General features: G+C 52.4%; 21 protein-coding genes and 1 pseudogene. 10 read left to right on the forward strand and 12 right to left on the reverse strand.

Going from position 1 to position 25334, the window contains the following annotated elements; genetic code table 11:
* Nucleotides 1-163: 163 nt before the first annotated feature.
* From EL645_RS37085 to EL645_RS37110, 6 genes are all read left to right on the forward strand, one after another.
* Entirely contained in the window at nt 164-547 is a 384-nt protein-coding gene (locus EL645_RS37085; protein WP_126557403.1) for a nuclear transport factor 2 family protein, read from the forward strand.
* A 226-nt stretch (nt 548-773) separates the two neighbouring features.
* On the forward strand, nt 774-1016 hold the full coding sequence (locus tag EL645_RS43605; protein WP_246035710.1) for a MerR family transcriptional regulator: 243 nt from the start codon (nt 774-776) through the stop codon (nt 1014-1016).
* 163 nt (nt 1017-1179) lie between these two features.
* Complete coding sequence (locus EL645_RS37095) at nt 1180-2151, forward strand: SDR family NAD(P)-dependent oxidoreductase (protein ID WP_126557404.1); 972 nt, start codon at nt 1180-1182, stop codon at nt 2149-2151.
* Between the two features lie 65 nt (nt 2152-2216).
* On the forward strand, nt 2217-2744 hold the full coding sequence (ripB, locus tag EL645_RS37100; protein WP_126557405.1) for a (R)-specific enoyl-CoA hydratase RipB/Ich: 528 nt from the start codon (nt 2217-2219) through the stop codon (nt 2742-2744).
* A 184-nt stretch (nt 2745-2928) separates the two neighbouring features.
* Nucleotides 2929-4170, forward strand: a complete 1242-nt coding sequence (locus EL645_RS37105) for an ROK family transcriptional regulator (RefSeq protein WP_126557406.1) — start codon at nt 2929-2931, stop codon at nt 4168-4170.
* Between the two features lie 162 nt (nt 4171-4332).
* Nucleotides 4333-6246, forward strand: coding sequence for a glycoside hydrolase family 30 beta sandwich domain-containing protein (locus EL645_RS37110; RefSeq protein ID WP_126557407.1), 1914 nt, complete (start codon nt 4333-4335; stop codon nt 6244-6246).
* Between the two features lie 332 nt (nt 6247-6578).
* On the opposite strand, the gene EL645_RS37115 is transcribed toward EL645_RS37110, so the two are convergent.
* The 11 genes from EL645_RS37115 to EL645_RS37165 all read right to left on the reverse strand — a co-directional run bounded on the left by EL645_RS37115 (nt 6579) and on the right by EL645_RS37165 (nt 18853).
* Nucleotides 6579-7211: a reticulon family protein gene (locus EL645_RS37115; protein ID WP_126557408.1), complete on the reverse strand. Its 633-nt coding sequence runs from the start codon at nt 7209-7211 to the stop codon at nt 6579-6581.
* Between the two features lie 318 nt (nt 7212-7529).
* Nucleotides 7530-8426, reverse strand: a complete 897-nt coding sequence (locus EL645_RS37120) for a hypothetical protein (protein WP_126557409.1) — start codon at nt 8424-8426, stop codon at nt 7530-7532.
* Nucleotides 8427-8454: 28 nt separating this feature from the next.
* Nucleotides 8455-9405: a hypothetical protein gene (locus tag EL645_RS37125; protein ID WP_126557410.1), complete on the reverse strand. Its 951-nt coding sequence runs from the start codon at nt 9403-9405 to the stop codon at nt 8455-8457.
* A gap of 1 nt (nt 9406) precedes the next feature.
* A complete protein-coding gene (locus EL645_RS37130) occupies nt 9407-11212 on the reverse strand; it encodes a hypothetical protein (RefSeq protein ID WP_126557411.1) in 1806 nt (601 codons plus the stop codon).
* 364 nt (nt 11213-11576) lie between these two features.
* A complete protein-coding gene (locus tag EL645_RS39855) occupies nt 11577-11735 on the reverse strand; it encodes a hypothetical protein (RefSeq protein ID WP_161978003.1) in 159 nt (52 codons plus the stop codon).
* Nucleotides 11693-12037 carry an MGMT family protein gene (locus EL645_RS37135; protein WP_126557412.1) on the reverse strand — a complete coding sequence of 115 codons (345 nt, stop codon included), beginning with the start codon at nt 12035-12037 and terminating at the stop codon, nt 11693-11695. Before EL645_RS37135 ends, EL645_RS39855 begins: the two co-directional genes overlap by 43 nt.
* Nucleotides 12038-12602: 565 nt before the next feature.
* A complete protein-coding gene (locus tag EL645_RS37145; RefSeq protein WP_126557414.1) occupies nt 12603-13145 on the reverse strand; it encodes a hypothetical protein in 543 nt (180 codons plus the stop codon).
* A gap of 86 nt (nt 13146-13231) precedes the next feature.
* Nucleotides 13232-13579, reverse strand: coding sequence for a hypothetical protein (locus EL645_RS37150; RefSeq protein ID WP_126557415.1), 348 nt, complete (start codon nt 13577-13579; stop codon nt 13232-13234).
* A gap of 15 nt (nt 13580-13594) precedes the next feature.
* Nucleotides 13595-15745, reverse strand: coding sequence for a UvrD-helicase domain-containing protein (locus EL645_RS37155; protein ID WP_126557416.1), 2151 nt, complete (start codon nt 15743-15745; stop codon nt 13595-13597).
* A gap of 349 nt (nt 15746-16094) precedes the next feature.
* Nucleotides 16095-18083, reverse strand: coding sequence for an NAD(+) synthase (locus EL645_RS37160; protein WP_126557417.1), 1989 nt, complete (start codon nt 18081-18083; stop codon nt 16095-16097).
* A gap of 281 nt (nt 18084-18364) precedes the next feature.
* Complete coding sequence (locus EL645_RS37165) at nt 18365-18853, reverse strand: GNAT family N-acetyltransferase (RefSeq protein WP_161978004.1); 489 nt, start codon at nt 18851-18853, stop codon at nt 18365-18367.
* A gap of 244 nt (nt 18854-19097) precedes the next feature.
* Between EL645_RS37165 and EL645_RS37170 the strand changes: the two genes are divergently transcribed.
* The 4 genes and pseudogenes from EL645_RS37170 to EL645_RS46130 all read left to right on the forward strand — a co-directional run bounded on the left by EL645_RS37170 (nt 19098) and on the right by EL645_RS46130 (nt 23484).
* Nucleotides 19098-19823, forward strand: coding sequence for a MerR family transcriptional regulator (locus EL645_RS37170; RefSeq protein WP_126557419.1), 726 nt, complete (start codon nt 19098-19100; stop codon nt 19821-19823).
* A 480-nt stretch (nt 19824-20303) separates the two neighbouring features.
* Nucleotides 20304-20777 (forward strand): glycoside hydrolase family 5 protein, encoded by a 474-nt coding sequence (locus EL645_RS41975; protein ID WP_218032252.1) that lies wholly within the window; start codon nt 20304-20306, stop codon nt 20775-20777.
* A gap of 11 nt (nt 20778-20788) precedes the next feature.
* On the forward strand, nt 20789-22273 hold the full coding sequence (locus EL645_RS41980; RefSeq protein WP_218032253.1) for a cellulose binding domain-containing protein: 1485 nt from the start codon (nt 20789-20791) through the stop codon (nt 22271-22273).
* A gap of 267 nt (nt 22274-22540) precedes the next feature.
* A pseudogene (locus EL645_RS46130) lies at nt 22541-23484 on the forward strand (alpha/beta hydrolase).
* A 12-nt stretch (nt 23485-23496) separates the two neighbouring features.
* Here the strand turns inward: EL645_RS46130 and EL645_RS37190 are convergent.
* On the reverse strand, nt 23497-25188 hold the full coding sequence (locus tag EL645_RS37190) for an FAD-dependent oxidoreductase (RefSeq protein ID WP_126557420.1): 1692 nt from the start codon (nt 25186-25188) through the stop codon (nt 23497-23499).
* Between the last annotated feature and the right edge of the window lie 146 nt (nt 25189-25334).

Here is a 25334-nt window from a genome sequence, read left to right on the forward strand (position 1 = left end):
GCCCAACCTTGTTCTCATCCGTTATGTTCGTTAGGTGTCGTTGCATGGATGAAATCCTCAACAATAGCGTCATTCAGCCCGTGGATCGAAGGGACACCAGTCGCGCGGCGCAACGAGCACCACGGTGCTGCGACGCTCTGTACGAGCCAAAGGGAGATAAACAATGGAAAACCAGGAAATTCGGACAGCCCTGGATCGGCACTGGGCAGCCTCCGCAGCCGGTGACATTGAAGCGGAACATGAGATCTATCACGACGACGTTCTGGTCGAGTATCCTCAGTCGGGCGAGCGAATCCGCGGTCGTCACAACATTCAGGCCCTTCGCGGACATCATCCGGCGAAGCTGAGCTTCACCATCCGGCGCATTCTTGGGAGCGGCGATCTATGGATCACCGAGTACGTGCTCAGCTATAACGATCAGCCAACTCAAACTGTCAGCATTATGGAGTTTCGCGATGGCAAGGTTGCCCACGAGACGCAGTACTTTGCCGATCCGTTCGCGCCACCCGCCTGGCGAACTCAGTGGGTCGAGCACCAGGAGAAATAGTTCAGTAAAAAATGCGGAGAGGTCTCTTTTATGGGAGCTGTCAGCTTGTAGTCATTGACCACTGGCACCGAGAGAGCACAACCTTCTGTCGTCAATGCGTAACTTTTGGTTAGTTAACTCTTGACCTCAAGTACTTGAGGTTCTTTATACTGAGGCTATGGATAATACATCATCTATTCAAACTCAAGCAACATATACCATTCATGAAGTGGCTGAGAGGAGTGGTTTGAGCATTCCGACTCTCAGATACTATGAAGACATCGGGCTGTTGCCTGCTGTCCGGCGCGATACAAGCAGTGGGCATCGACGCTATAGTGCTGACGCTGTGCAACTCATAGAGTCACTCGCAAACTTGCGTGCCGTTGGTATGAGCATAGAGGAGATGCGTACGTATCTGGCCCTTCGTGAGGGGGCGACGAGACGGCGATTGAGAAGCGAGAGCTTTTTCGGGCGCACGCCGAAGAGATAAGCCAGCAGATTGCGCGGCTGCAGATACGTCAACGCTATCTCACGTTTAAAGTCGCCTATTGGGACGCCCGGGCCCGTGGTGACATGGATGAGGCCGAGTCCATCGCGCAAGAGTATGAGAGTATTGTTAAAGAGTTGAGATAATAACCGAAGGAAAAAAGCATATGACTGCATTAATAGTGACACCGTTTGGTGCTACGACGACCGCTATGGAAGTCATCGAAGGAGTACATGTACGAGGAAAACGAGCCATTGTGACCGGTGGCGCAAGTGGTATCGGCACGGAAACTGCTCGTGCGCTGGCCCAGGCTGGTGCTGACGTGACGCTTGCCGTCCGTAATATCGATGCTGGTGAGCGGGCGGCTGACGATATCAGACAGACAACTGGCAAGCGGAACATAAGTGTCAGAATGCTCGACTTATCAGACCTGAACTCAGTACGTGCGTTTGTAAAAGGCTGGCAGGGTTCGCTTGATATCCTCGTTAATAACGCTGGTGTGATGGCCATTCCAACGCGGGAGGTCAGTGCGCAAGGGCATGAGCTGCAGTTTGCGACGAACCATCTTGGTCACTTCGCGCTGGCACTGGGCTTACACGATGCCATGGCGGCTACGGGTCATGCTCGTATCGTCTCGGTGAGTTCAGTGGGTCATATTAACGGTGAGGTTAATGTTGATGACATTGACTTTGTGCATCGCCCCTATGATGCCTGGACCTCTTATGGGCAATCCAAGACCGCCAACATCCTTTTCGCGGTGGAAGCGGCAAAGCGTTGGGCGGCTGATGGCATCATTGCCAATGCGCTCAACCCCGGCCGGATTGCCAGTACGAATCTTGGGCGCTACGTGAAGGAGGCGCCGGTGAATCCCGCACTATCAGGTCCGGCAAGTAATGGTGTGTCAGTTAAGAGCATCGAGCAAGGCGCGGCTACCTCGGTTTTGCTGGCTGCCTCACCATTGGTTGAGGGCGTAACCGGCCGGTATTTTGAAGACTGCAACGAAGCGGGACCGCATCAGCCTGGTATTCGTCGCGGTGTGGCCGCATATGCCATCGACCCCGGTAACGCCGCAAGGTTATGGCATATATCTCAGGCCATGCTCAACGAAGCACATTGGTCTGATACAACTGACAAATAGTTCTAACTTTATCTACTACGGGGCGGCCCAGGCAGTCAAAAGAAGTAAGCAAGGAGTAAGAAAGCATGGAAAAGGAGCTACCAGCCTATCGTGAGATCGGCCCGCAACGTTATCGAGAGATTTCTGGTCTCTATTATGAGGACTTTGTCGTGGGCGATGCCTTCGAGCATCGTCCTGGCAGAACCATTACGGATGCTGATAATATCTGGATGACGTTGCTCACGATGAATACACAACCGGTCCACTTCGACGCAGCTTATGCCGCGCAGACTGAATGGAAAAAGTTGCTGGTGGATAGCACCTTGACGCTGGCGCTCCTCACCGGGATGAGCGTGCGCACCGTCAGTGCTAAGGTGGTAGCCAATCTAGGCTGGGACAAGGTGAGAGCCACCCATCCTGTTTTTGCTGGCGATACACTCTATGCTGAATCTACGGTACTGGCGAAGCGTGAGTCCAAGAGCCGGCCAACCCAGGGCATCGTCACCGTATTCACGCGCGGGCTCAATCAGGATGGCGTGGAAGTCATGAGCTTTGAGCGCACGATGCTCATTTATAAGCGCGATCATTCTCCTGAAACCGCCGCCAACTACTAGTTGCAGGAATAATGCCCATTGCGAGCGAAATCCTTGACAGGACTTAATTTAATCCTTATAATAAGTGTAAGATTATTATACTTGGTTATTTCGATCAGCATGGTTCTCATGGTCAATTCGTGCAATGTATGCTCGAAATGTTTGAAATTGTATTCGCTGATTCTCCTGTACGAGGAGTAGGAATGTGCTAACAGCCAGCCTTACATCGCGCGACGTCAGGCGCGTTAATCGGTCGATAGTGTTGCACGCGATCTATCGTGCCGGAGATATCAGCCGTCTGCAATTGAGCCAGAGCGCCGGTTTAAGTGTCGCTACCGTTACGAATGTCGTGGCTGAACTCCTTGCCGAGGGTATACTCCTGGAGGCTGGCCTTGAACCCTCCAATGGCGGCCGGCCAAGGACGATTTTGCGCCTCAATCGTGAATATGGCTATTTCTTTGGCGTCGAAATTGGCGAGACCGATGTGGTGGTGGAGATTTTTGACCTGACCCTGCAGAATTTGCGCACCGCTCACTATTTTTTGCACGGCGAAGAGAATCATCCCACGAAGGCTGTGCAATGTGTTATCGAGGGTGTTACCACGCTCCTTGCCGCTTTAGCCATCCCTGTTGAGAAAGTTTTGGGTATGGGCCTGGGCGTGTTGGGGCTGGTTGACCATACCGATAATGATGCGGTTCTGGCCCCTTCCTGGCAATGGCAGCGCGTGCCGCTTAAGGCACTGATTAGCCAGGCCCTGCCCATACCGCTTTTCCTGGATAATGGTTCTAAAACCATGGCCCTGGCCGAACTGCACAAAAGGGAGGTGGAGGCCGGCGATGAGACGATGATCGTTGTGAACCTGGGAACCGGGGTTGGCGCGGGCATCATCTATGAAGGGAAACTGTATCGCGGTAAAACGAATAGCGCCGGTGAATGGGGACATACCGTGATGGCCCTGGATGGGGCTGTCTGCCGCTGTGGGCACCGTGGCTGTCTCGAAGCCTATGTTGGCGCCAGCGCGATCATCAGCCGCTTCACGCAACTTGTCCCTACCAGCCCGCTTGCTTCGAATGAGAATGAGATGCAAGCCCTCACGGCGATCCTTGAAGCGGCCCAGCAGGGGGATGGGGCCGCCACCCAGGCCTTGCATGATACAGCCCACTACCTGGGAGCAGGCCTGGCCAACCTGGTCAATCTATTCAATCCCCAATCCATTATTCTGGGTGGCTGGGTTGGTACCTTGCTTGGTCCATATCTCTTGTCCGAGGTGCGGCAGTTTGTGGCGCGTTATGCGCTCGAGTCGCCGTTTGGCGCAACACAGATACTTGTCAGCCAACTAGGGAAGGATGCTGGCAGTATTGGTGCGGCCCTGCTTGCTCACGATAGCTTCTTTACCTCTGACATCCGTACCATTGACACACAACATAATTCACTGGCGGCCCAGTAAGGAAGTCAGCAGCGGACTTTGTGGTCCTATACATTGTGTATGCTGCTGTCCGTATTTCCTTACGACAGCTTGTCCAGCTATCTATAGAGGTGGTTGCCTATGGTAGCCATCCAGCCTTTTCTCTCGGTTTGTGCGACCAACATGTATTTCAAGGAGGATTCTATGTACTGGTCGACCCCGTTGCGCAACGTTTCTGTGCGCTCCCTTCATGTTTCTGTCATTTGTACCATCTTACTTTTTAGTGTTGTGGCTATCTTCTCCAGTCCTCCGCAGGTCCATGCGGCCGGTGAAACGGTCAATGTCTGGCTTACCACCGGCGATCTGAGCACCCACCTGGCGCCACAGGCCAACCTGACCTTTGGCAATGGGGGTGGTGGTGGCAATGTGATTACCGTCAATGAGAATCAGACCTATCAGCAGATGGATGGTTTTGGGGCTTCTTTTACGGATTCCAGTGCCTGGCTGGTCTATAACAAGATGAGTGGCAGCCAGCGTTCTACCCTGATGAATAGCCTCTTTAGCAGTACGAGTGGTATTGGTCTGGACTTCTTGCGCCAGCCGATAGGTGCCTCGGATCTGACGCCACCGGCCCCCACCGTGGGTGAATATTCCTATGATGATATGCCCGCCGGCCAGACCGATCCTTCCCTGACGCATTTCTCTATCAATCACGATACCGCTTACATTATTCCTGTCCTCAAGCAGGCTTTGCAGATCAACCCTTCGATTAAAATTATGGGTACGCCCTGGAGTCCTCCAGGCTGGATGAAGTCGAGCGGTTCCATGGAGGGTGGCACGCTCAATTCCAGCGCCTATAGTGCCTACGCCAACTATTTTGCAAAGTATGTGCAGGCCTACCAGGCACAGGGCTTGCCCATCTACGCGATTACCCCGCAGAATGAGCCGCTCTATGTACCCAATGGCTATCCCGGAATGTCTTTTCCGGCTGCGGATGAGACGAACTTTATCAAGAACAACCTGGGACCTACCTTTGCCCAGGATGGCATTACGACGAAGATCCTGGGCTACGACCACAACTGGGATCAACCGGGCTATCCCGACACGATCCTGGGTGATTCAACGGCCAGCTCCTATACCGCCGGCACGGCCTGGCACTGCTATGGTGGTACCGTTGATGCCCAGACGACAGTACACAATTCGTTCCCCAACAAAGATACCTGGGAGACTGAATGCTCCGGCGGCACCTGGGAGAACAGCAATGGTTTCCCGAACACGATGTCTCTGCTGATCGGTGTTGTGCGCAACTGGGGCAAGTCGGTTGTGCGCTGGGGGATGGTGCTCGATCCAAATGGTCAGCCTAACCTTGGGACGGGCGCAGCCTGCTCTACCTGTCGTGGCGTGGTGAGTGTAGATCAGAATAGCGGGAATGTGACCTATAACGGGGATTATTACGGACTGGGGCAGGCCAGTAAGTTTGTTGCCCCTGGCGCTTACCATATCGATTCCAGTGCGGGCAACAATGGCATCCAGGACGTGGCGTTCAAGAATCCCGATGGCTCGAAGGTGCTGGTGGCCTACAACTCCGCGTCCAGTAGCCAGTCCTTCAATGTGCAGTGGGGAGGCGAGAACTTTGCCTATACGCTGCCGGCGGGCGCGGCGGCCACATTTAAATGGAGTGGGACTCAAGCTGGTGGCGGCTCTGGCGCGCCCATAGGCAAGACAATCTGGCTCAATGCAACCAATGGCAACTATGTGAGTGCCAGAATCGATCAGAGTAATAATCCGCTGAACGCAAGCGCGACCCAGGTGCAGGCCTGGGAAGAGTTTGATGTTATCGACGCCGGCAATGGACTGATCGCCCTGAAGTCCCATGCCAACGGGGATTATGTGAGCACCAGAATCGATCAGAGCAACAATCCACTCGATGCGAGCGCGACCCAGGTGCAGGCCTGGGAGGAATTTACCTGGCTCCCACAGAGCGATGGCACCATCGCGCTCCAGGCCCAGGCAAACGGGGATTATGTGAGCGCGCGCACTGATCAGAATAATACCCCGCTGGAAGCTATGGTGACCCAGATCCAGGGCTGGGAGAAATTTACCTGGGGACAGGTGTAGTAGGCGCGGGTCTTGTCCCTGCTTTTACCCGTGATGATCGAGAAAGAAGCAATAAACATGCTATGCAGCGGTGAAAAAACGTACCATATCGCATTTTGGAGTGCGTCTCCAGGCTAGAAGCAAGCAAGCGGGGACAAGCCCCGCACGTACTGTCGTTTTTTTTCTTTTTGCATGTTCTTAAATTGAACGTATTGACGGCATGGCTGGATTGAAGAGCCATGCCGTCTCTGCTTTTGTGGGCTGTGAATGTGTTAGCTTTTATGCCGCTTTGGAGTCGCTGAGGTCGCTGCTGAACGTGCTCGACAGCGTCGAGATCACGCTAGCTTTGCTGATCAGGATGCCCAGTTCGCGGGTACGGCGTCCAGGTCGACTAGAGGCAGGCCGGTACGCTCTTTGATGTAGCCCAGCAGTTGCTGATGCCAGCGATCATAGGCGGCCTGGTCGAGTTCAGGCTGGATCTTTATCCGTGGAGAGAGCCTGGAATGGTATTGCCAGCGGATGATCCTCTGTGGGCTGGCTAACTCATAGTAGGGGGCATATTTGTCACTATTAATTTTGATGGGCGTGGATGGTCCTTTATAGGTCGCGAAGAAGCAGATATCCTGCCATGGTATTGGCTGCCTGATCTTATCTATCGCGGTAGCGATACCGTCTTCGGACACCTCGACATAGGGCCATTTCGGCTTACTTCGCTCTATATATGTTGCAATAAATAACAATATGCCTATTGCCAGCGTGATTACAGCTCCTATCAGTAAAGCAACGAGCAGCGATATACTAAAAGATAAAACACCCATTACTGTCAGAAAAATGAAGCTAAATAGCAGGATGATCAGTAATATAGCACTTACTTTTGTAGTGGTAACAACTCTATCAGGTTGAGGTATTTGAGGAGCTGGAACGGGTTGGTATGAGGCTTGATAGCTCGCTGGTTGCGCGAATGCCTGCTGTCGCTTTCGTTGCAATCTGCGCCAGTAGCGCTGCGGCAAATACGTATTATAAAAATTCAGGAAGAAATTTAAGAAAAGAATCAGGAATAAAGCCACACTTCTGAGTGTGCCGACTAAATTGAAGGGGTTAAATGGCAGAGTAAATATAACAAGCAAATATATAGCAGAAAAAATGCCATAAAAAATCAATATGATGTTGTTTATAGCTTGATTCCTGGTGTCTATCTGTGGATCTACTGGAGCAAAGGTTGTAGCGCTAAAGTTATTATCAATCATATCATTCCGTCTTTTCTATAGCTGGTTTTCATGAAATAAGTTATCTATGCGTTATTTTCACTGGTTTTTTTTTGTCGCTGGCTTGATAATATCCAGGCGCAGCAGCGGCAGGTGGGTGTGTTCGGCTACCTGGGCATTGACCTGCTCGATCAGGGTGTCATAATAGTTGTGGTCGGCGAAGTTGTTCGCTGCTTTCAACAAGTAGTTTCCGAGCGTTGCATCCTTGGACCAGCGCACAATGACCTGTTCGTTTGACAGTTCAAACGTTTGCCCGCCTCCATAACTATTGCTGCTATATTGAGCAAACAGGCGTGCATCTTGCCAGCGGATGCGATATTCCTGCCTCTGATAGCGTGTCGTGATGCCCTCTTCATCTATCTCAATGTGTTGCCTCAAGAAATAGGCCTGGTAGGCTAATCCCAGTAAAAATACGAGTATTATAGAGAAAAGTAGGGAGCCAGATATGACCACAAAAAAATAGCCATCACTGCCATCTGCTCTCCACAATACATATCCCACAAGCGCTAGCAGCAAGAGAATAAGCAATGTTATACCGGTGATAATAATGGCTTTGCGGTTCCAGTCCAGGGATACAACAAGCGGCAGTGGTGCTGCTTCAGGCGCTGGAACTCTGGCAGATTGGATCTGCGGGGATATACCATTATGTAACATATCCAGGCGGCGTGCCCCGATGCGTAGCCAGTGTCGTTCGTTCGAGATCTGTTGGTAAACAGTTTGTAGCAGCCATAAGCTCAACATGAAAAGGCTACCAAGGATGGTGAAGAGTTTTTCACCCGTAAAGAAGCCTGCTAGAAAATATGCGATGCCGCTCAAAAAGAGCAGGCTCAGGAAGATGCTCACGATGCGCATGATGCGCATCATGCGCCAGATCGGATCGGTGCGTTTGATCTCCTTGCTCAGTGTCGCATCGGGCAGCTTATTTAGATCCTTCATTGGTTGTTTCCATATTCTGTTTTAATGATTATTGATTCGCGGATTGAGCATAACTATTTCTCTTATTTTTTCGGGTTGGCATCGGTACTGCGTCCAGATCGACCAGGGGTAGGTTGGTACGCTCTTTGATGTAGCCGAGCAGTTGCTGATGCCAGTGGTCATAGGCGTCCTGGTCGAGTGCGGGCCGCGTCTCTAGCCAGGATGAGAGCTTAAACTGGTGTCGCCAGCGGATAATCTTCTGGGGAGTGGCCAGTTCATAATAGCGAGTATATTTGTTAGTACCAACCGTGAAGAGTGTGGATGGTCCTTTATAGGTTGCAAAGAAGCGGATATTCTGCCATGGCAATGGCTCCCTGATCTTATCCAGCGCGGCAGCGATGTCGTTCTCGCGCACTTCTACATAGGGCCATTTAGGTTTGCGGCGCTGTACATATGTTGTAATAAGTGCCAATATACCTACCATCAAAGCGACTCCGGTGCTTATCAATAAAGTATTGAATAAGGGCAAATTGGGTAATGATACGCAGATTAATACCATTAAGATGAAGCTATATAGTAGGATAAGCAGGAACAAAGTGTTTAATTTTGTAGTGGTCGCAATTCTTGTTGGTTGTGGCAGTTCAAGCGATGGGATAGGCTGATCCGAGGCCAGATAGTTCTCGGGCTGCCAAAATGCCAGCTGTCTTTTCTGTTGTAATGCGCGCCAGTAGCGCAACGGGAAATAGAAATTATCGATAAAGGTTATAAAATTCAATAAAGTAATCAAACATATGATAATGTCTCTGAGAAATTGGCGGCTTACAAGAACATGGATTATGTCTGAATAATCGTCGATAGATAAAAAAAATACCGAAGATAATATCATAATGGATGCGATACTATAAACAATTAAGAATGTCTTGAGCGGTATCTGCCCCTGTGTGGCTAACTGTGGATCTTCTGGCGCAAAGGTTGCGTCACTAAAATGATTCTTGACCATGCTATTTCATCTCTTCTGTATTTAAATCTAATAAGGGACATTGGGTACGTGCTGTAATGTAGCTGGCCAGGGCTTGTGACCAGTTTTCGTATTGCTCCTGGCCCATTTTGGGTTCGGTCGTGATGAAGGAGAAGCGGCCCCCGTTCACGAACCAGCGCACTACTGTTTGCTGGCTGGCAAGCTCATAGTAATGATTGCGTGGAGATCGTCGCCGCAGTTGCAGGCTCTGGTAGCGCGCAAACAGTCGGGCGTCCTGCCAGTTGATATAGCTATCAATCATATTGAGGCGCGTCGAGATGCCATGAGAGCTGACCTCAATGCGTCGCTGCGAGGAGCGCTGGATAAATGGGGTCATAAGGACACTCATCAGCAGCGCTACTACCAGCGAGATCAGGAGCCCAACGGGTTCCAGGTGTTGATGAATCAGGCCATTGATGAGGCTGCCATTCACAAGCGACCAGATTATGAAGGATTCTATAAAAAGTATGGTAAAGAGGTAACTGGCGCGGCTGCGAATGATCAGGCTGGCTGGTTGTGGTAATTCGGCGGTTGGCATGGGTTGAGGGGATACCTCAAAAGTGGCCGGCGTTTGTGAGGCGCGCTGGCGCAGGCTGGCTATGCGCTGCCAGTAGCGTTGGCTGACCGATAGGATGCCCAGTGTGAGTGCAAATACCACGAACAGCATCCCACCGATCACCAGCCAGAAGCCATTGCCAAAGCTTTGTAGTGGAGGGATGACCAGTAGATGGGCCAGGCTTAGTATCCCATAGATGAACAACAGCAGGCTAACCCCGCACGCTATGAGCATTGCCCGTCCGCTCTCGCCCCGCCACTGTAAGCGTTGTACCAGCGGATCATACTGTGCCAGCGGTATGGCCGTGGATGCCGCTTCGGTCTGTGGATTGGTAAGGCCCTGCAGGCGTTGTCGCACCTCTGAATTGAGTTTGATCGGCGAGGCGTTATCCAGGCGTATTAGCGGCAAGCTTGTATGCTCAGCCACCAGGGCATTCACACGGCTAATTAGCCAGTTGTAGTCCTGCTTGCCAGTCGTGTTACTCATGGCCTTCAGCAAAAAGTTTCCTAGAAATTCGCCCTGGGACCAGCGTACAATGACCTGTTCGTTGGAGATCTCAAAGATCTGCTTATATTGCCCCATGGCGCCTGAGCCATACTGCGCGAAGATGCGCGCATCTTGCCAGCGCATGTGATATTCCTGGCCTCGGAAGCGAGTCGTAATGCCATCCTCGCTGACCTCGATACGTTGCCGCAAGAAATATGCCTGGTAGGCCAGTGAGAGCAATATCATGACAACCACAAAAAAGATAATTACAGATAAGAGCATGGCTATAAAGACATTTTGATCAGAAGTCCCCGGCCAGAGAAATACTGCCACTACCACTACAATAAAGATCGCCGTCGCTACACCAATGATGATAAGCACATTGCGCTTCCAATCCAGCGCTACCACAAATGGTAGAGCTGCTGGTTGCTTGGCAGGATCTTTTACTATTTGCCCCTGCATCGGTACATCATTGTGTAATGCATACAGGCGGCGCTCCCCGACACGCAACCAATGCCGTTCTTGTCGTATCTGGGTGAAGATAAGCTGAAGTAACAATATACCAAACAGAATGATGCCAAAGGTGGGGTTTTGTGTGCTACTGTACAGTGAGATATAAAAAGCAATGATGACCAGATAAGCGAGCCCTTGAAGAATGCTGATACCACGATCGATGCGTAGAGATTTCCAGATAGGATCGTAGCGCTTGAGGGCCTGGTGCTGTTCTGCATTATACCTGTTATTCATATGCTGATGTCACATCCTTGTTATGTGTCTTCCTAATAACGTCTTATATTTTATAAATCTTCTGGTCTTTTGTTGGCGCTATATGGGTTTGATAAGATTAGATATGTAGTTTAATCTATAGTTGATACGTCAAAGAGTCTTTTAACGCTTCATTTTTTCAGGCCTGATTATTATGTTTATTCTGTTGTATGTCAATATGCAAATAAAAAATGTCTATCGCCATGAATTGAGTAGTTACCAAAATGCCCACGAATAACGTGTTTGGTCGTGATATATTGCCTATTTAAAAGCTAGAACAAACATGCTAAACTAGCTGGAGCGTGTGAAGACGCTCTGCGCGCTCCAGCAATAATAGTTGTTTGGCCTATGCGTCTTTGAAGGGGGAGGCGGGATCGGTCTGGAGCAGGTTGAGGGTACGGGCATTGGGTTCGACCGGCTGGCTCTCTGCCGCGGCTAGAATCTGTTGCAGCTCCTCTGCGCTCAGGTCGCGGGCGGGGTCCCAGCCATAGCGTTTGAGGTCCACGCGTCCATCGGGAGGAATGTGACGCCATCAGCTTCGAGGAGCTGGCGCATACGGCCGATCTGTCCAAAGGCCCGGCTACCGCTGAGCTCACCCTTACTATTGATGACGCGCTGGGCTGGTGTAGAGTCGCTGGCCTCATGCATGATCCAACCGATCATGCGGGCGCCACGTGGATAGCCGAGGGCTTTGCCGATCCAGCTATAGGTTGTAACCCTGCCCTGTGGACACGCCTGGACGAGCGCGAAGACCTGGGCCATTACTGTACTGATCTGGTGACGGGTGGCATCGGATTCATTTGCCATACAGATAACTCCATCTCTATCGTTCTTGTTCGCTGTTTTATGGGAACTCTTTGATAGTACCGTATTTTAATGCATAATGAAAGGTCCTGACCGCATATCGGCGGCTTGTACGATACGTTGGTAGGCAGCAGCCTCGATGAAACGTAGCGGAAGCCCCTCTTTGCTGGCATGGGCCTGACTGAAAATACATTTGCCTGCTTGATCGTTGCAGTAGAGGAGGAGGCGTTGGGGCTCTCTGGCGATTGGTGCGCGGTGGCTTGTAATACGGGCACGACACCAGGGCAATGAGAAAACAGGCTACCAGCATAGCTTTGTGAGCCAGGGTCGCTGGCATTGTCTGGAGCTGGATCGATGGTGATGCCCAGGCGACAGGGGAGAAGACCCCATGTGCCAGTCTCGGTGCGGCGGATGGCCTCGCAGGCGCAGAGCAGGGCGGCTGTGCGGTAGCGTTGGTGGCGCGCAAGCAATGGATGGCTGGTACCCAGAATGATGTCTACTTCCCGGTTGGATAGTGGCTGTTTACTGCCGCTTGCTTGTAGACGATAGGTTGCCAGTAGATAGGCGATCAGGCCCCGGTACGCCTCATTTTTGTCGTCTTCGGTCTGCGGCCAGGGAGGTCAGCGCTGGCACTCAGGTAGATGTCGCGGTGAGAGAGGGTGTGGATGTTCGAGAGGGAGGGGATATTCAGGAGGAGAAAGGTGAGCTGGAGCGGCTTCCAACTCCGATTGGCGGGCTGGTCCAACGTGAGTAAAACCGAGTGATCATTATGGGCACTGGTACCGCTCTCGCTGAACAGGGTATGGATGCGCTGTAGCCACATGGTGCGGTTCATGAAGGAGAAGGCCCGGGCAGCCTGTAGATTGGTTCCTAGCATGGTAATACCGGCGCGAATACCCTGTAGGGCCTGTTGTGCTGACTGTAGAGCCCCGGTGCTTTGTCGCATTGAAGGATTTTTATAACTGGTCTGCTCGTTGAGCCAGTGACTATACGCCGAGGCGAGTGGCTGTAGCATAGCGGAGAGTTCACCGGGGTCCGCATTGGCCAGCTGGAACATATCCAGTCCGCTACCAGCCTCTTCCTCGCTATCGATGCGGATGCGTTTGAGCAAGGTGCGTTCAGACTCATCTTCAACAAACTGGATGGACTCGAACTCCTCCTCTCCATAGGAGAAGGTAGGTTGTGGCTGGTAGTCCGCTAGCGCGCGGGGTGCGTTTCATCGTCCGGTAGCCAGAGTTCAGGGAGGCGTGTGGATTGTGAAGGGAGGTGGGGCAGTCGTATGGTCTGGTCAGCTCTTTGTGTTGCGAGGGCATTAAAGGCAGCTTCCACCAGAGGGGTGAATGCTTCTGGAATGGTGTCGCCCCCAATAATGTCGAAGTGCTCAACCAGGTTCAGGTGCTGAAAAAGGACCTCCAGTTGTTTTTGGAGGACAGGTGGTCTGACATCACTCCAATCCAGGCACCACTGGCCGCTACGTAAATTCGCGTTGATTGCGGTCAACGTAGCGGACGGCGGAAGTTGTTGGGGTAGGCGCAAGGTACGCATGGCTGACTCCTGCTCTCAAATAGTACCGTGTAGGTTCCAATAGGCCTCTTCGAAGCCTTGCAGTAATGGATTGGTGGTTTGATGGGGGATCACGACCAGCAGGGCCCGCATCGCCCTCGTCATGCCGACGAAAAGGGTGCGGCGCTCACGGTGCAGGATCTCCTCGATCTCTTCCGGGGTCCCCTGTGCTGGCAGCGCGGGATAGCTGCTGGTGGTAAAACCGGCCAGGGCAACAATAGGGAACTCCAGTCCTTTGGATGATTTGAGGGTGAGGATCTTGACACCGGAATGTGAGAGATCCAGGTCGCGGCCCGCCATAAAGGTGGCCTCGATGCCGCTCTCGGTCAGTGCGGCTGCTAAGGCGCGCCCTACCTGATCGCTGGGACAGAGGATGGCGCACGAGCCGAGGGTGAGGCGCAGGTGGAGGCTGGCCTTTTTGAAGAAGTTTTTGAGTAGTTTGACTTCATAGGCGTTGTTGATGACGGTGCGTGCATCGGGCAGCGGACCATTGTTACTATATTGGTATTGCTGTTGGTATTGCTGTTGGTATTGCTGTTCCCCTGTTTCGTCGGGCTCCAATGCGCTGTTCCTGAGATATGAGCGCGCGGCCTCGCTAATCTCGAGCGTTGAGCGATAATTGGCGCGCAAAATATTGGTGCGACCCTGGAATTTTAAATCTTGATGTACATCCGACCAGGAGAAGCTATTGCCATAAATAGACTGATTGGCATCCGCGGTCACAAAGAGACGGTTGGGGGCTTTGCAGACTTGCAGCAGCAGGCGCAATGAACTGGGATCGAGATCCTGGGCTTCATCAATCACGACGGCGTCAAAAGAATGATAGAGTGGACTTTTCGGCGTCAGGACCTCGGCGCGGGCACGGCGCTGCTGCCAGGTCTCTTTTCCGGCCGCCTGCAATATCTGGCACCAGCGCTGGTAAACCTGCCAGACAGCGGCCCGATGGGTTGAGCTCAGGCGTAGTTTGCGCCCGTTACGCGTCGTTTTCTGATAATCCGCCAGGGTGCTGATCTGGCGTCCAATGATGACGGCATGGAACTCTTGCAGCAGGTAGTCCGTCCCCATCTGTTCAATGATGCGCTTCTGGACCTGCACTTGAAGCTTACTGCCGCTAAATGTTGTTTCGGCTATGGCCTGGCGTGTCAATTCCTGCATCTCACTATTGCTATTGAAGAGGGCTGGAAACTTGGCCATGCCGCAGCTGTTTAAGACCTGGTACACAATGCTATCGGCCATATCGACCTGCACATAGCGGGCATTTTCGCCCAGCAATTGCTTTAATTGCTGTTGCGATGACTTAACCAGGGCATTCGTATAGGTGGTGAAGAGCAGGGTAGGCGTTTTATGGCCCTGTTGGAGCAGCCGCTCGAGCAGTGAACGAATCCTATACAGGGCGACCGTACTCTTCCCGGTCCCGGGTCCTCCCTTAACCAGCGTAGGACCTGACGTGCTGAGCGACCAATGGGCATATTTTTCTTGCTCCGGCGATAGTTTCAGCAAGAAATTGAGCAGCTCGCCTTCTTTATAACGGAGGAGGTCTTCGACTTCATTGAGGACCAGATCCTGCTGTTGCATGGCCTCACTCAATGGAGGAGCATAGAGGTAATCCATCAGCCTGGTCATCGTGTCTTGATCGACGCCCGGACAATTGATCAGCTCTTCTTCGTCGGTGATGCGTAGCAGGCGAGGATAATATGCCTGATTGATGCGAAGTTTTTGTAGCATCTCAATCGTAATCGGCTCTGGCAGCGCTTGATTGGTCGTGTGTGTATAGACATGCTCCCAATCAGTACGAGGGGTAGGAGGTAATTCGCTCTCATCCAGCTCCAATTCATTCAGCTCATCTGCATCTGGAGCATCTTCTGGCGCGCCTTCATCTTTATAGGTGCTTTCATTGCGGCGATCTATCTTGTAAATGGAGACCATGTGTTGATTGTAGGTATAAAAAATACGGTAGCGGCCCGAGCGAATGCGATAAGGTTTTCCCGGCACATGAAGCAGCTGTTTCTTCGTCCTGCCATCAGGTCGTGGATCTTGTATCAGTAGCGTGATTTTCTCCATGACCTGTTGCACCTCTTTGGGCGGTAATTTCATGATATCTAAAAGTACAACAGGCTTAATCAGTGGTTGCCATTGTGTTTTTGTCACCGATGAGATCCTTCCCAATGGTCGTGTGTCAGCTGCATTACATACACTTTTTAAAGAGATGATGACTATTATACTGGTGTTTCTGAAAAAATACTACTACAAAAGGATGGGTAGCCTATCTATCTACACACCACTGTGACGTATTAATGCTGTGGGTATGTCTGGTTCTGATGTTCGCCGCGCTCTTCGCGCCTGAGTTTGCGCGCTTTCGGCGCTCAAGAAGCATCTTGTGTGGTGTAAAAGTGAGCTTTACACCACACAAGAAAAAAAGAGGCGGGCGCGTCTGCGCCCGCCCACAAATGAACGAGATGCTTGCCTGCGAATTGCACATTCGCCAGGTCAAAGATGACTATTTGTGTTCGATCAGCTCTTTGAGGGCATCGACCTCCTGGAGCCACAGGGCACTGCTGGCATCGCTGGGCATGCGCCAATCTCCTCTTGGCGAGAGCGCGACCGAGCCGACTTTGGGGCCGTCAGGCATGGCTGAACGCTTGAATTGTGAGGCGAAGAAGCGCTGGTAAAATGTATGCAGCCAATCCAGGATCTCAGTTGGCGTATGGTGGTTTTTGAAGACCTGGCAGGCCAGCCAGAAGATCTTGCGCGGGGCGAAAGAGTGACGCACCGCATAGAAAAGGAAGAAATCGTGCAGGACGTAGGGGCCGATGGTGGCCTCGGTCTCCTGGACCAGGGCCTCGTTCTCTCCCAGTGGCAGCAGTTCAGGGCTGATCGGCGTGGCGCTGATATCCTTTAGCACCTCGGAGGTCGTGCCGCTATAAACACTGTCGGCGCTCCACTCGATCAGGTAGCGAACCAGTGTCTTAGGAACTCCCGCGTTGACATGATACATGGACATATGGTCGGCGTTGTACGTACACCAGCCCAGGGCCATTTCGGAGAGGTCGCCGGTCCCCACCATCAGGCCGCCGATCTGGTTGGCCATGTCCATTAGAATCTGTGTGCGCTCCCTGGCCTGTGCATTCTCATACGTTATGTCATGCACCTTGGGATCGTGCCCGATGTCCTTGAAGTGCTGCAGGACCGCTTCGCGAATGGGAATTTGCCGCAGCGTGATGCCCAGCGATTTCGCCAGTTGCTCGGCATTGTTTAAGGTGCGGCTGGTGGTTCCAAAGCCCGGCATGGTGATCGCCACGATGCCCTCACGCTTCAGCTTCAGGATCTCAAAGGCCTGTTGCGTGACCAGCAGGGCCAGCGTCGAATCCAGACCACCGGACAGGCCCAGTGTGACCTGCTTAATACCGGTATGCTTGAGCCGTTTGGCCAGTCCAATGGCCTGCAAATGGAAGATTTCCTGACAATGCTTGGCCCGCTGCGCTGGATTGGCAGGTACAAAAGGTGTCGGGGAGAGGTCTGGGCGCAGCAACTTCTCCGTCTCGGCTGCGGCTGTCCCGATTGGCAGATTGAACTGGATGTCGCGATATGACTGATTGGGCAGGGCGGCCGAGAAACTGCTGTTCCTCAGGCGCTCGTGGTTCATGCGCTGGACATCGATATCCGTCATCGCCATCTGGGTCGAAAAAAGGAAACGCTCCGTCTCGGCCAGCATGATGCCATTTTCGCTGATCATGCAGTGTCCGGAGAACACAACGTCTGTAGTTGATTCGTTCGCGCTCGCGCCCGCATAGAGGTAGGCCGCCAGACAGCGTGCCGCCTGCTGCTGTACCAGGCCACGCCGATAGTCGGCCTTGCCCAAAACTTCATCGCTCGCCGAAGGATTCAGCAGGACCGTTGCGCCAGCCAGGGCCATATCTCCACTGGGTGGCTGAACCGCCCACAGATCCTCACAGACCTCGATCCCCATCACACAACCCGGGAAATTAAGCGCGGAAAAGAGTAGATCGGTCCCAAATGGGATGGTCTGGCCCGCCAGCTGAACGACATCCAGCGGGCAATTTTTTGCTGAGGTGAACCAGCGCTCTTCATAATATTCGTTGTTCGTGGGTAGATACGTCTTGGGCACAAGACCCTGCACCGCATACTCACTCACGAACGCGGCACAATTATACAGTTTGCCGCCAATTTCAAATGGCAGACCTACGACCGCCGCTATCTGCGCTTCGCCCGCCGCCTCGGCGATATCCAGCAACGCTTCCCTGGCCTGTTGCTGCAACAAAGACTGATAGAACAGATCGGCGCACGTATAGCCGGTGATACACAGCTCAGGAAACAAGGCCAGCCGGCATCCGCGGGCCGCTGCCTCCCGCAAGGCATCGATAATCACCCGGGTATTATAACGAATATCTGCCACCTGTAACTCTGGAGCAACTACTGCCACACGTAGAAAACCCAATGAAGCTGGGGATAATGCTTCCTGACTCACTTTTTTCCCTCTTCTCTATTGATGATGAAGTAACTTTGAGTATAACATATCTACATAGTTCTCAATAAGAAGCAAAAGCAGAATATAAAGAAGAATTGTCTCTCTATAAAAAGATTGTAGCGCACCAGGAGGCGTCCGCGCTATGTAGATTTCTGCGCTCTCATCTAAATAGCTGCAAAAATATTTTTATGTTGACTTTTCGAGCAGGTAGTTTAAAAGCGGGGGCAAGCCCCGCACGTACAGATCGTGTTTCTTGCTGCGTCCAATTGCTTGCCTGGGATTTATGTTAAGGGTTTTTCGTATAGGATGACTTCGAGCTGCTGGTAGGTATCTTTGTCGATTTGCTGTTGGTAGGTGTCTCGGCCGACTTCGTGGAAGCCGTTCTTTTCGTAAAGCTTCTGAGCTGGGATCTGGAGGATAGAGGTGTCGAGGTGCAGGGTTTGATAGCCGAGGACGCGGGCACGGGCTTCGAGCTCGTCTAGAATGCGCTGGCCGTAACCATGTCCCTGATAAGCAGGAGAGACGCGCATGCGTTTGATCTCGGCTCGCTGTGGACTGGTTCGCTTCAGCGCGCCCATTGCCACAAACTGACCATCACACTCACCAATCAGAAATTCACCCCCATTCTGGAGATATGTGTCCTCGATAGCATAGACATCATCATCCCAGGGGCCACGTCCCAGATAGGCTCCGGTTTGCTGAATAGCAGACACATGGAGATGTTCGACGGCTTGCTGATCGGCGGGAGTGTAGCGGCGTAATGTAAACATGAAACTTTTCCTCATCTGAAATAATAGCTTATATGCGGGAATTAGTCAATGCTGCGTTTATGAGGCTTTGCTGGATCATTGGTTCACCGCTGATTGTATATACAATGGTGGAGGGTCAGGTACCAGATATGGGGTTTGCGCATGGGTATGATTAAGGTTTCATTGTGCTCAACTTTCTTGTTTTATGTGATATAAATAAGTATGTCGATGGAAAGAGATTTCTTATCTTACTTGAGGATTTTGCATGATGGTTGGTACCTATCTGCGTACTATAGACATGGCTCACGCTGGCGGTATCAGTGTCCAGCAGGTGCGTAATTATGAGGCCAGTGGCTTTATACCGCCGGCTGAGCGTAGCCCGAGCGGTTATCGCCTCTATACGCAACAGCATCTGGCTGCGCTCAAAACTGCTCGCAGCCTGGTCGGTGGCTATGGCTGGCAGCGCACGCGGGCGATCATGCAAGCGTTGCACGAGGGTAGGGGTTCAGTCGCACTTGCTCTGATTGATGAGCGCCACGCTGAACTAGCCAACAAACGCCTCCAGGTTGAGCAGACACTGGCCGCCTTGAGCACGTTGGCCGCGCAATCCGCTCCTCTGGCCATTACACGCCAGCCGCAGCCTCTTCGGGTGGGGGAGGCGGCCAAGCAGGTGGGTGTGCGCATCTCGGCCCTGCACTTTTGGGAGCAGCAGGGCTGTTTGCAGCCGCTGCGCGATCGTGACAGTCACTATCGCCTCTACGATGAACAGCAGATGCGCCGCCTGCGCGTGGTGGTTTTGCTCAGAGAAGCTGGCTACAACTTTAACGTTATCCTGCCGGTGTTAGATGAACTGGCGGCGGGCCGACCAGAACAGGCTATCGCGGCCGTTGAGAAGAGGCGCGAGGAGTTGACGCGGACCAGCTGGACCTGCATTGAGGCCATAACCTTATTTCAAAGCTACGTGAGCGAGTTTTGTATGCCACTCCACTGATCTGATCCCTGCCTAAAAAATGCCATTCTACTTGCTATTTCATGGATTATTGGTGAATATATGCGTGATATTCATTGAAATTCATTGGCATCTCTCGATCCTGCACTTGAGATTTTCTGCAATCCCTTGTCCTTGATAACCGCATCCCAGCAGTATTCATGTGCTAAAAGTCAAGCTGAAAACTTATAAAAGTTAGTTAGTGGAATAAAGTGAATAATTTATGCCACTAAAATCATGAAAAACTGATTATTTCCATAATTATATTGACAAGTATAAATATTAATGTTAAAACCTATTCATTGAAACACTATTCAATTCAATGAATAGACTGCGTATGTGCCTATGATGGCATTGTGCGGTACTGGCAGCTTATTTAGAGGCGCATACTCAATTATTTGGTTCTGAGTTCTATCACTGAAAACCGTTGTAACGATCTATGGAGATCTTACCAATGCTGGCATGTGGCCAGCAGGAGGAACTATGACCAGAAGACGTCGTGCCTTGTATCTTGGGTGTCTGGTGGTTCTGGGGGTCCTGTGCTTTGGTACATTTAGCTTGAGTAATTTTTCAAGGACCGCAAAGGCAAGTGGTAGCTTGCCGACTGGCTTGCACGTTGTTGGCAGCCAGATCCAGGATGGTAGTGGAAACGTGATTGTGCCCCATGGAGTGGATCGCTCGGGCTCACAGTATCAGTGTGTTAAGGGTGGTGGCAGTACCTTTGATGGTCCGAATGACCAGGCATCAGTCAGTGTGATGACCAGCTGGAATACCGATATTGTGCGTGTCCCATTGAATGAGGATTGCTGGCTAGGCATTAATGGCGAGCCGTCCGATGGCGATTCGAGCGCAAAGTATCAGCAGGACATCATTAATTATGTGAATCTTTTGAACCAGAATAACCAGATTGTAATTCTGGAGTTGCACTGGAATGCTCCGGTGGTCAGCAGGCGTTAGGCCAGCAGCCGATGCCGGATGCCGACCATGCTCCGGCCTTCTGGCAGTCGGTGGCCAACACCTTCAAGAGTAATTCTTCAGTAATCTTTGACCTCTACAATGAACCATATACCAATAGCTGGTCCTGCTGGCTGAATGGTAGCTCGGGCGCCAATAGTAGTCCATGTAATGATACTGGTTTTGCGGTTGCTGGCATGAAGTCCTTGATCAGCACCGTGCGTGGTACCGGGGCGACCAACATCCTCATGTTAGGTGGACTGCAATATTCTAATGATGTCTCCGGCTGGCTGAATCAGGTCCAACAATTGCCCTCAAATCTGCAAAGCAATCTGGTAGCCTCTTTCCATATCTATCCGAATAATGCCTGTATCTCTACCAGTTGTCTGGACAGCAATGTAGCGCCGATCCAGTCAAGTTTCCCGGTGATCGCGGGCGAAATCGGAGAATACGATTGCCAGCATGGTTTTATCGATACTATTATGCCCTGGTTTGATAGTCATAACATCGGTTATCTAGGCTGGGCCTGGAATACCAATAGCTGCACCGGGACACCCGGGCTGATCAGCGATTTCAATGGCACGCCGACCGGCTATGGGCAAGGCTTCAAAGCTCACCTGGCGACCTTGAGCAATGGCGGCGGCGGTGGTAATGGTGGTGGCGGATCGACCATTGTTGATCCTTTGAATGATTATGGGAAGATCTTTGCCCATTCCAGCAACCTGACTTTTGATAATACCAATACCGCGAACTTCAATAATGATGCGTCGCGCCTGACGCGTACCGCCACCTCGGCTGAATGGGCGATCTGGAAACAGGCAGGTATGACCCAGTTCCAGGCCGATACCTACTACTGGCCCACGCAGACCGTTAGCGATTTCCAGTTTTATACTTCGGCCGATAATAGCAGCTATACCCAGGCCAGCCCACAGAAGAATAATCTGGGAGGAAACTGGACACATATTCAATATACCGTGAACGTACCGGCGGGTACGAATTATGTCAAAGTGGTCTTCCCAACCGATGCCTCTAACGCCTGGGACCCACAGATCTCGCAGGTTACCCTGACCTATTCAGGCAGCACAGCGACACCGACGCCAACCCCTCCGACACCGACAGCAACGCCTCCGACACCGACGCCAATCCCTCCGACACCGACGCCGACCAGTACGCCTGTGGCGGGTGCTAGCTGTAAAGTAGTCTATAGCATTTCGAACCAGTGGTCAGGTGGCTTTAATGGCGATATCGTCATTACCAACACCGGCTCTACAGCCATCAGCGGTTGGACCCTGAAGTGGAATTTCGCCAATGGCCAGCAGGTTACCAACGGTTGGAACGGCACCTTTACCCAGCAGGGTTCAGCGGTGACTGTAACCAATGCCAGCTACAACGGCAACCTGGCGGCGGGCGGCAATACAGATATTGGTTTTAGCGCCAATACTGGCAGCACGAACAACAATCCAACCTCGTTCACGCTCAACGGAGCACAATGCCAATAGCGCTCCTGGCTCTTAACATCGTGCGACCCTTGTAGGACCTTGAGAGAGAAGAACAATCATATGGGGATGTACCTGTGTGGTTATTCTTCTCTCCTCATTTTTCTCAAGGACCAACGTTGCCTGTGGGGCGTGTACAAATGGTCAGGGGTATTTGGTGATGTTGGATGGATGATTTATACTACTGCCAGCGTTTTATTTTGTGTTGGCTGGCATTCTTCTATAGTATATATATTATTATGCGTCTTGGTTAAAGGAGCGGCGGCATTTATGTCAATTGTTGGAATCGTACTTCTGGTTATAGTTGTGCTGGTGGTGTTGATTTTGGTGGCGTCCAGTCTGTATTTTTACCGGGTGGCGGTCTATCGCCAGCCCAAGGCTTTTCTGGTGGATAATCCAGATTTGCAGCAGGTTTTGACTTCGGATCTGCCGATTGCGGATGTTCCCTGGGTGGAGCAGCAGCCATTTGAGCTGGTTGAGATGAAGTCTGCGGATGGTTTGCTGTTACGTGGTTTTTATTTGCCCGCTCCTCAGCCGACGACGAAGACGGTGGTGCTGGCCCATGGCTATACGGGTAGCGCCAAATTGAATATGGGGCCGTTCGCCCAGATGTATCATGAGCAGTTTGGCTATAATGTGTTGATGCCTGATGCGCGTGGCCATGGTGAGAGTGAGGGTAACTATATTGGCTTTGGCTGGCATGAGCGTTTGGATTATGTGAAGTGGATTCACTTGCTGGTGCAGCGCCTGGGTGAGGATGCGCAGATTGTGCTGCATGGTATCTCGATGGGGGCGCGACCGTCTTGATGACGAGCGGCGAGCCGCTACCCATGCAGGTTAAAGCGATCATAGCCGATTGTGCTTATAGCTCGGCCTTCGAGATCCTGGCCTACCAGGGGAAGCGCATGTATCACCTGCCCGCTTTCCCCTTTGTGACCCTGACCAGCCTGGTCTGTAAGTTGCGCTCCGGTTTCTTTTTTGAGGAGGCCTCCGCCCTGAAGCAGGTTAAGAAGACAACGCTCCCGATCCTGTTCATCCATGGCGAGGAAGATACTTTTGTGCCGACCGCTATGGTGCACCATCTCTATGAGGCCTGTCCCACCTATAAAGAAAGTTTTCTTGTCCCTGACGCTGGTCATGGCCTGGCTTTTACTGTTGATCCAGACGGCTATGCCCGGCATACCGAAGACTTCCTGGCCCGCTTTGTACACTGAGGTCAGGTCTAGTTAGCTGGCGGGCACCGTTTCGTGGATGCCCATGATCCGTCCGGCATAGTGGTCGAGATCATCGGCCAGTGCCGGTTGGTTGCGATAGCCGACATGGTGGTCTGGGCGGATCACGTAGAGGGCCTGCCCTTCGGCCCCGAAACGGCGATGCAGGGTGCCGTACTGGTCAAGGATGACCTCTTCATGACTGCTATAGCTCTTTAGCTGCTCGTAGGTCTCAGAATCGGGTGTGATCAGGAAGAGTTGGAGCCAGCCATGATGGAGCTGCTTGATATGCTCGGTCAGACTGGCCACCTCCACCAATTCGTCGTCGCCGGGTTTGAGTCCGGTGAAGAGCAGGGCCGTGTGGTGGGTGTCGCGCAGCATATCGTACAGGCGCGCTTTGCTGTTGATGCCATAGTGGATGTCAGGCACGCGGCTGCCTGCTTGCAGTCCGGGCATATTGCGCGCATTTATACTGGTTACCTGCCAGTCTTCGGCCACGATTGGACTATGCTTATAGTTCAGGGCCAGCTCCGAGAGATACCTGGATACCTGTTGATTCAAGACTTTACGCAAAGGTGGCAGCACAAAGAAGCCTTTGAGCACGGTATTGCGCACCTGTTGTACCGCGCTCTGCTGGTTGCCGAGGACGCGGGTGAAGGCACGCGCGCCGCGCAAGACCGTGACCGCGATCGGCTCCCGCTCGGCACTATAGCTATTCAGCAAGCGGTCTTCGGCCAGCCCCCGGCTCACCAGTGCCAGTTTCCAGGCCAGATTAAAGGCATCCTGGATACCTGTGTTCATGCCCTGGCCGCTGGCCGGACTATGCACGTGGGCAGCGTCTCCAACCACGAAACAGTGGCCGGCGCGCATCTCGTGGACGTGGCGTTGCTGGATGGTGAAGATGGAGTACCAGAGCGGCTCGGGCACCACCACGGGTTCATCATAATAGACATTATTGATGGCCGTGGTAAACTGTTCAGCGATACTGGCCGGATCGGTCTGTTCGCTTACTGTCGTATTGAGCAGGCGCCAGCGTTTGCCGTCTGGAAAAGGAAAAGCCATCACGGTCCCCTCGGGAGCTAAGAAGCTATAGACACTATCCCGGGCCAGCGACCAATCCAGGTTGACGTCGGCCACCAGCCAGGTTTCGTCTGGACTGCCTTCGAAAGGTAGTTCCAGCAGGTGGCGCACCTTGCTATGACCACCATCGCAGCCCGCCAGCCAGCGTGCCCGGACCTGTTGTTCCTGGCCCTCCTCATTGCGCAGCAGGGCGTTTACCCCCTCCTCATCTTGTTCCAACATCTCCAGCGCCCAGCCCCACTCGATCGGCGTATCTTTCTCCGCCAGGCACTGGCGCAGTATCCCCTCCACATGCGTCTGAGGGCAGAAGACAGGATAGGTGAAGGGCGTTTCAAAGTCCTTTAGCTCGAAAGAGACCTGCATCAGATGCTTACCACGGGCATAGGCATTCATAAAGTGTACCGGTTGCGCTCTGGCTGCTACCTGTTCCGCCATCCCCAGCAACTCAAATATCTCCAGCGTCTTATTAAAAACGCCCAGCGCGCGCGACGTATCGGCTGGCGACTGGCGCTGATCAAGCACGCGGCAGGTTAGCCCATGGCGACGCAACGCATAGGCCAGCGCCAGCCCCACCGGCCCGGCGCCCACCACCAGCACATCTATCTCATTCTCGGTTCCAGACATCATAACGACAACCTTCCTTCAACCTACTTTCAAAGTGCCACCCACTCAGCAGCCAATTTTTAGCAATCACCCCACTCATTGATACGGGAAACCTACCATCCAGGCTACATACCTACGACGCCGGATCCCTACAATCGGGCCTCCACCAT

The organism is Dictyobacter kobayashii, assembly GCF_003967555.1.
GTDB lineage: Bacteria > Chloroflexota > Ktedonobacteria > Ktedonobacterales > Ktedonobacteraceae > Dictyobacter > Dictyobacter kobayashii.

Bases quoted from the DNA above. Each gene is read 5' to 3' on its own strand.
- EL645_RS37085 (WP_126557403.1), top strand. From the start codon at position 164: ATGGAAAACCAGGAAATTCGGACAGCCCTGGATCGGCACTGGGCAGCC.
- EL645_RS37095 (WP_126557404.1), top strand. From the start codon at position 1,180: ATGACTGCATTAATAGTGACACCGTTTGGTGCTACGACGACCGCTATG.
- ripB (WP_126557405.1), top strand. From the start codon at position 2,217: ATGGAAAAGGAGCTACCAGCCTATCGTGAGATCGGCCCGCAACGTTAT.
- EL645_RS37110 (WP_126557407.1), top strand. From the start codon at position 4,333: ATGTACTGGTCGACCCCGTTGCGCAACGTTTCTGTGCGCTCCCTTCAT.
- EL645_RS37120 (WP_126557409.1), bottom strand. From the start codon at position 8,426: ATGAAGGATCTAAATAAGCTGCCCGATGCGACACTGAGCAAGGAGATC.
- EL645_RS37125 (WP_126557410.1), bottom strand. From the start codon at position 9,405: ATGGTCAAGAATCATTTTAGTGACGCAACCTTTGCGCCAGAAGATCCA.
- EL645_RS37130 (WP_126557411.1), bottom strand. From the start codon at position 11,212: ATGAATAACAGGTATAATGCAGAACAGCACCAGGCCCTCAAGCGCTAC.
- EL645_RS37135 (WP_126557412.1), bottom strand. From the start codon at position 12,037: ATGGCAAATGAATCCGATGCCACCCGTCACCAGATCAGTACAGTAATG.
- EL645_RS37150 (WP_126557415.1), bottom strand. From the start codon at position 13,579: ATGCGTACCTTGCGCCTACCCCAACAACTTCCGCCGTCCGCTACGTTG.
- EL645_RS37165 (WP_161978004.1), bottom strand. From the start codon at position 18,853: ATGTTTACATTACGCCGCTACACTCCCGCCGATCAGCAAGCCGTCGAA.
- EL645_RS37170 (WP_126557419.1), top strand. From the start codon at position 19,098: ATGATGGTTGGTACCTATCTGCGTACTATAGACATGGCTCACGCTGGC.
- EL645_RS41975 (WP_218032252.1), top strand. From the start codon at position 20,304: ATGACCAGAAGACGTCGTGCCTTGTATCTTGGGTGTCTGGTGGTTCTG.
- EL645_RS41980 (WP_218032253.1), top strand. From the start codon at position 20,789: ATGCCGGATGCCGACCATGCTCCGGCCTTCTGGCAGTCGGTGGCCAAC.
- EL645_RS37190 (WP_126557420.1), bottom strand. From the start codon at position 25,188: ATGATGTCTGGAACCGAGAATGAGATAGATGTGCTGGTGGTGGGCGCC.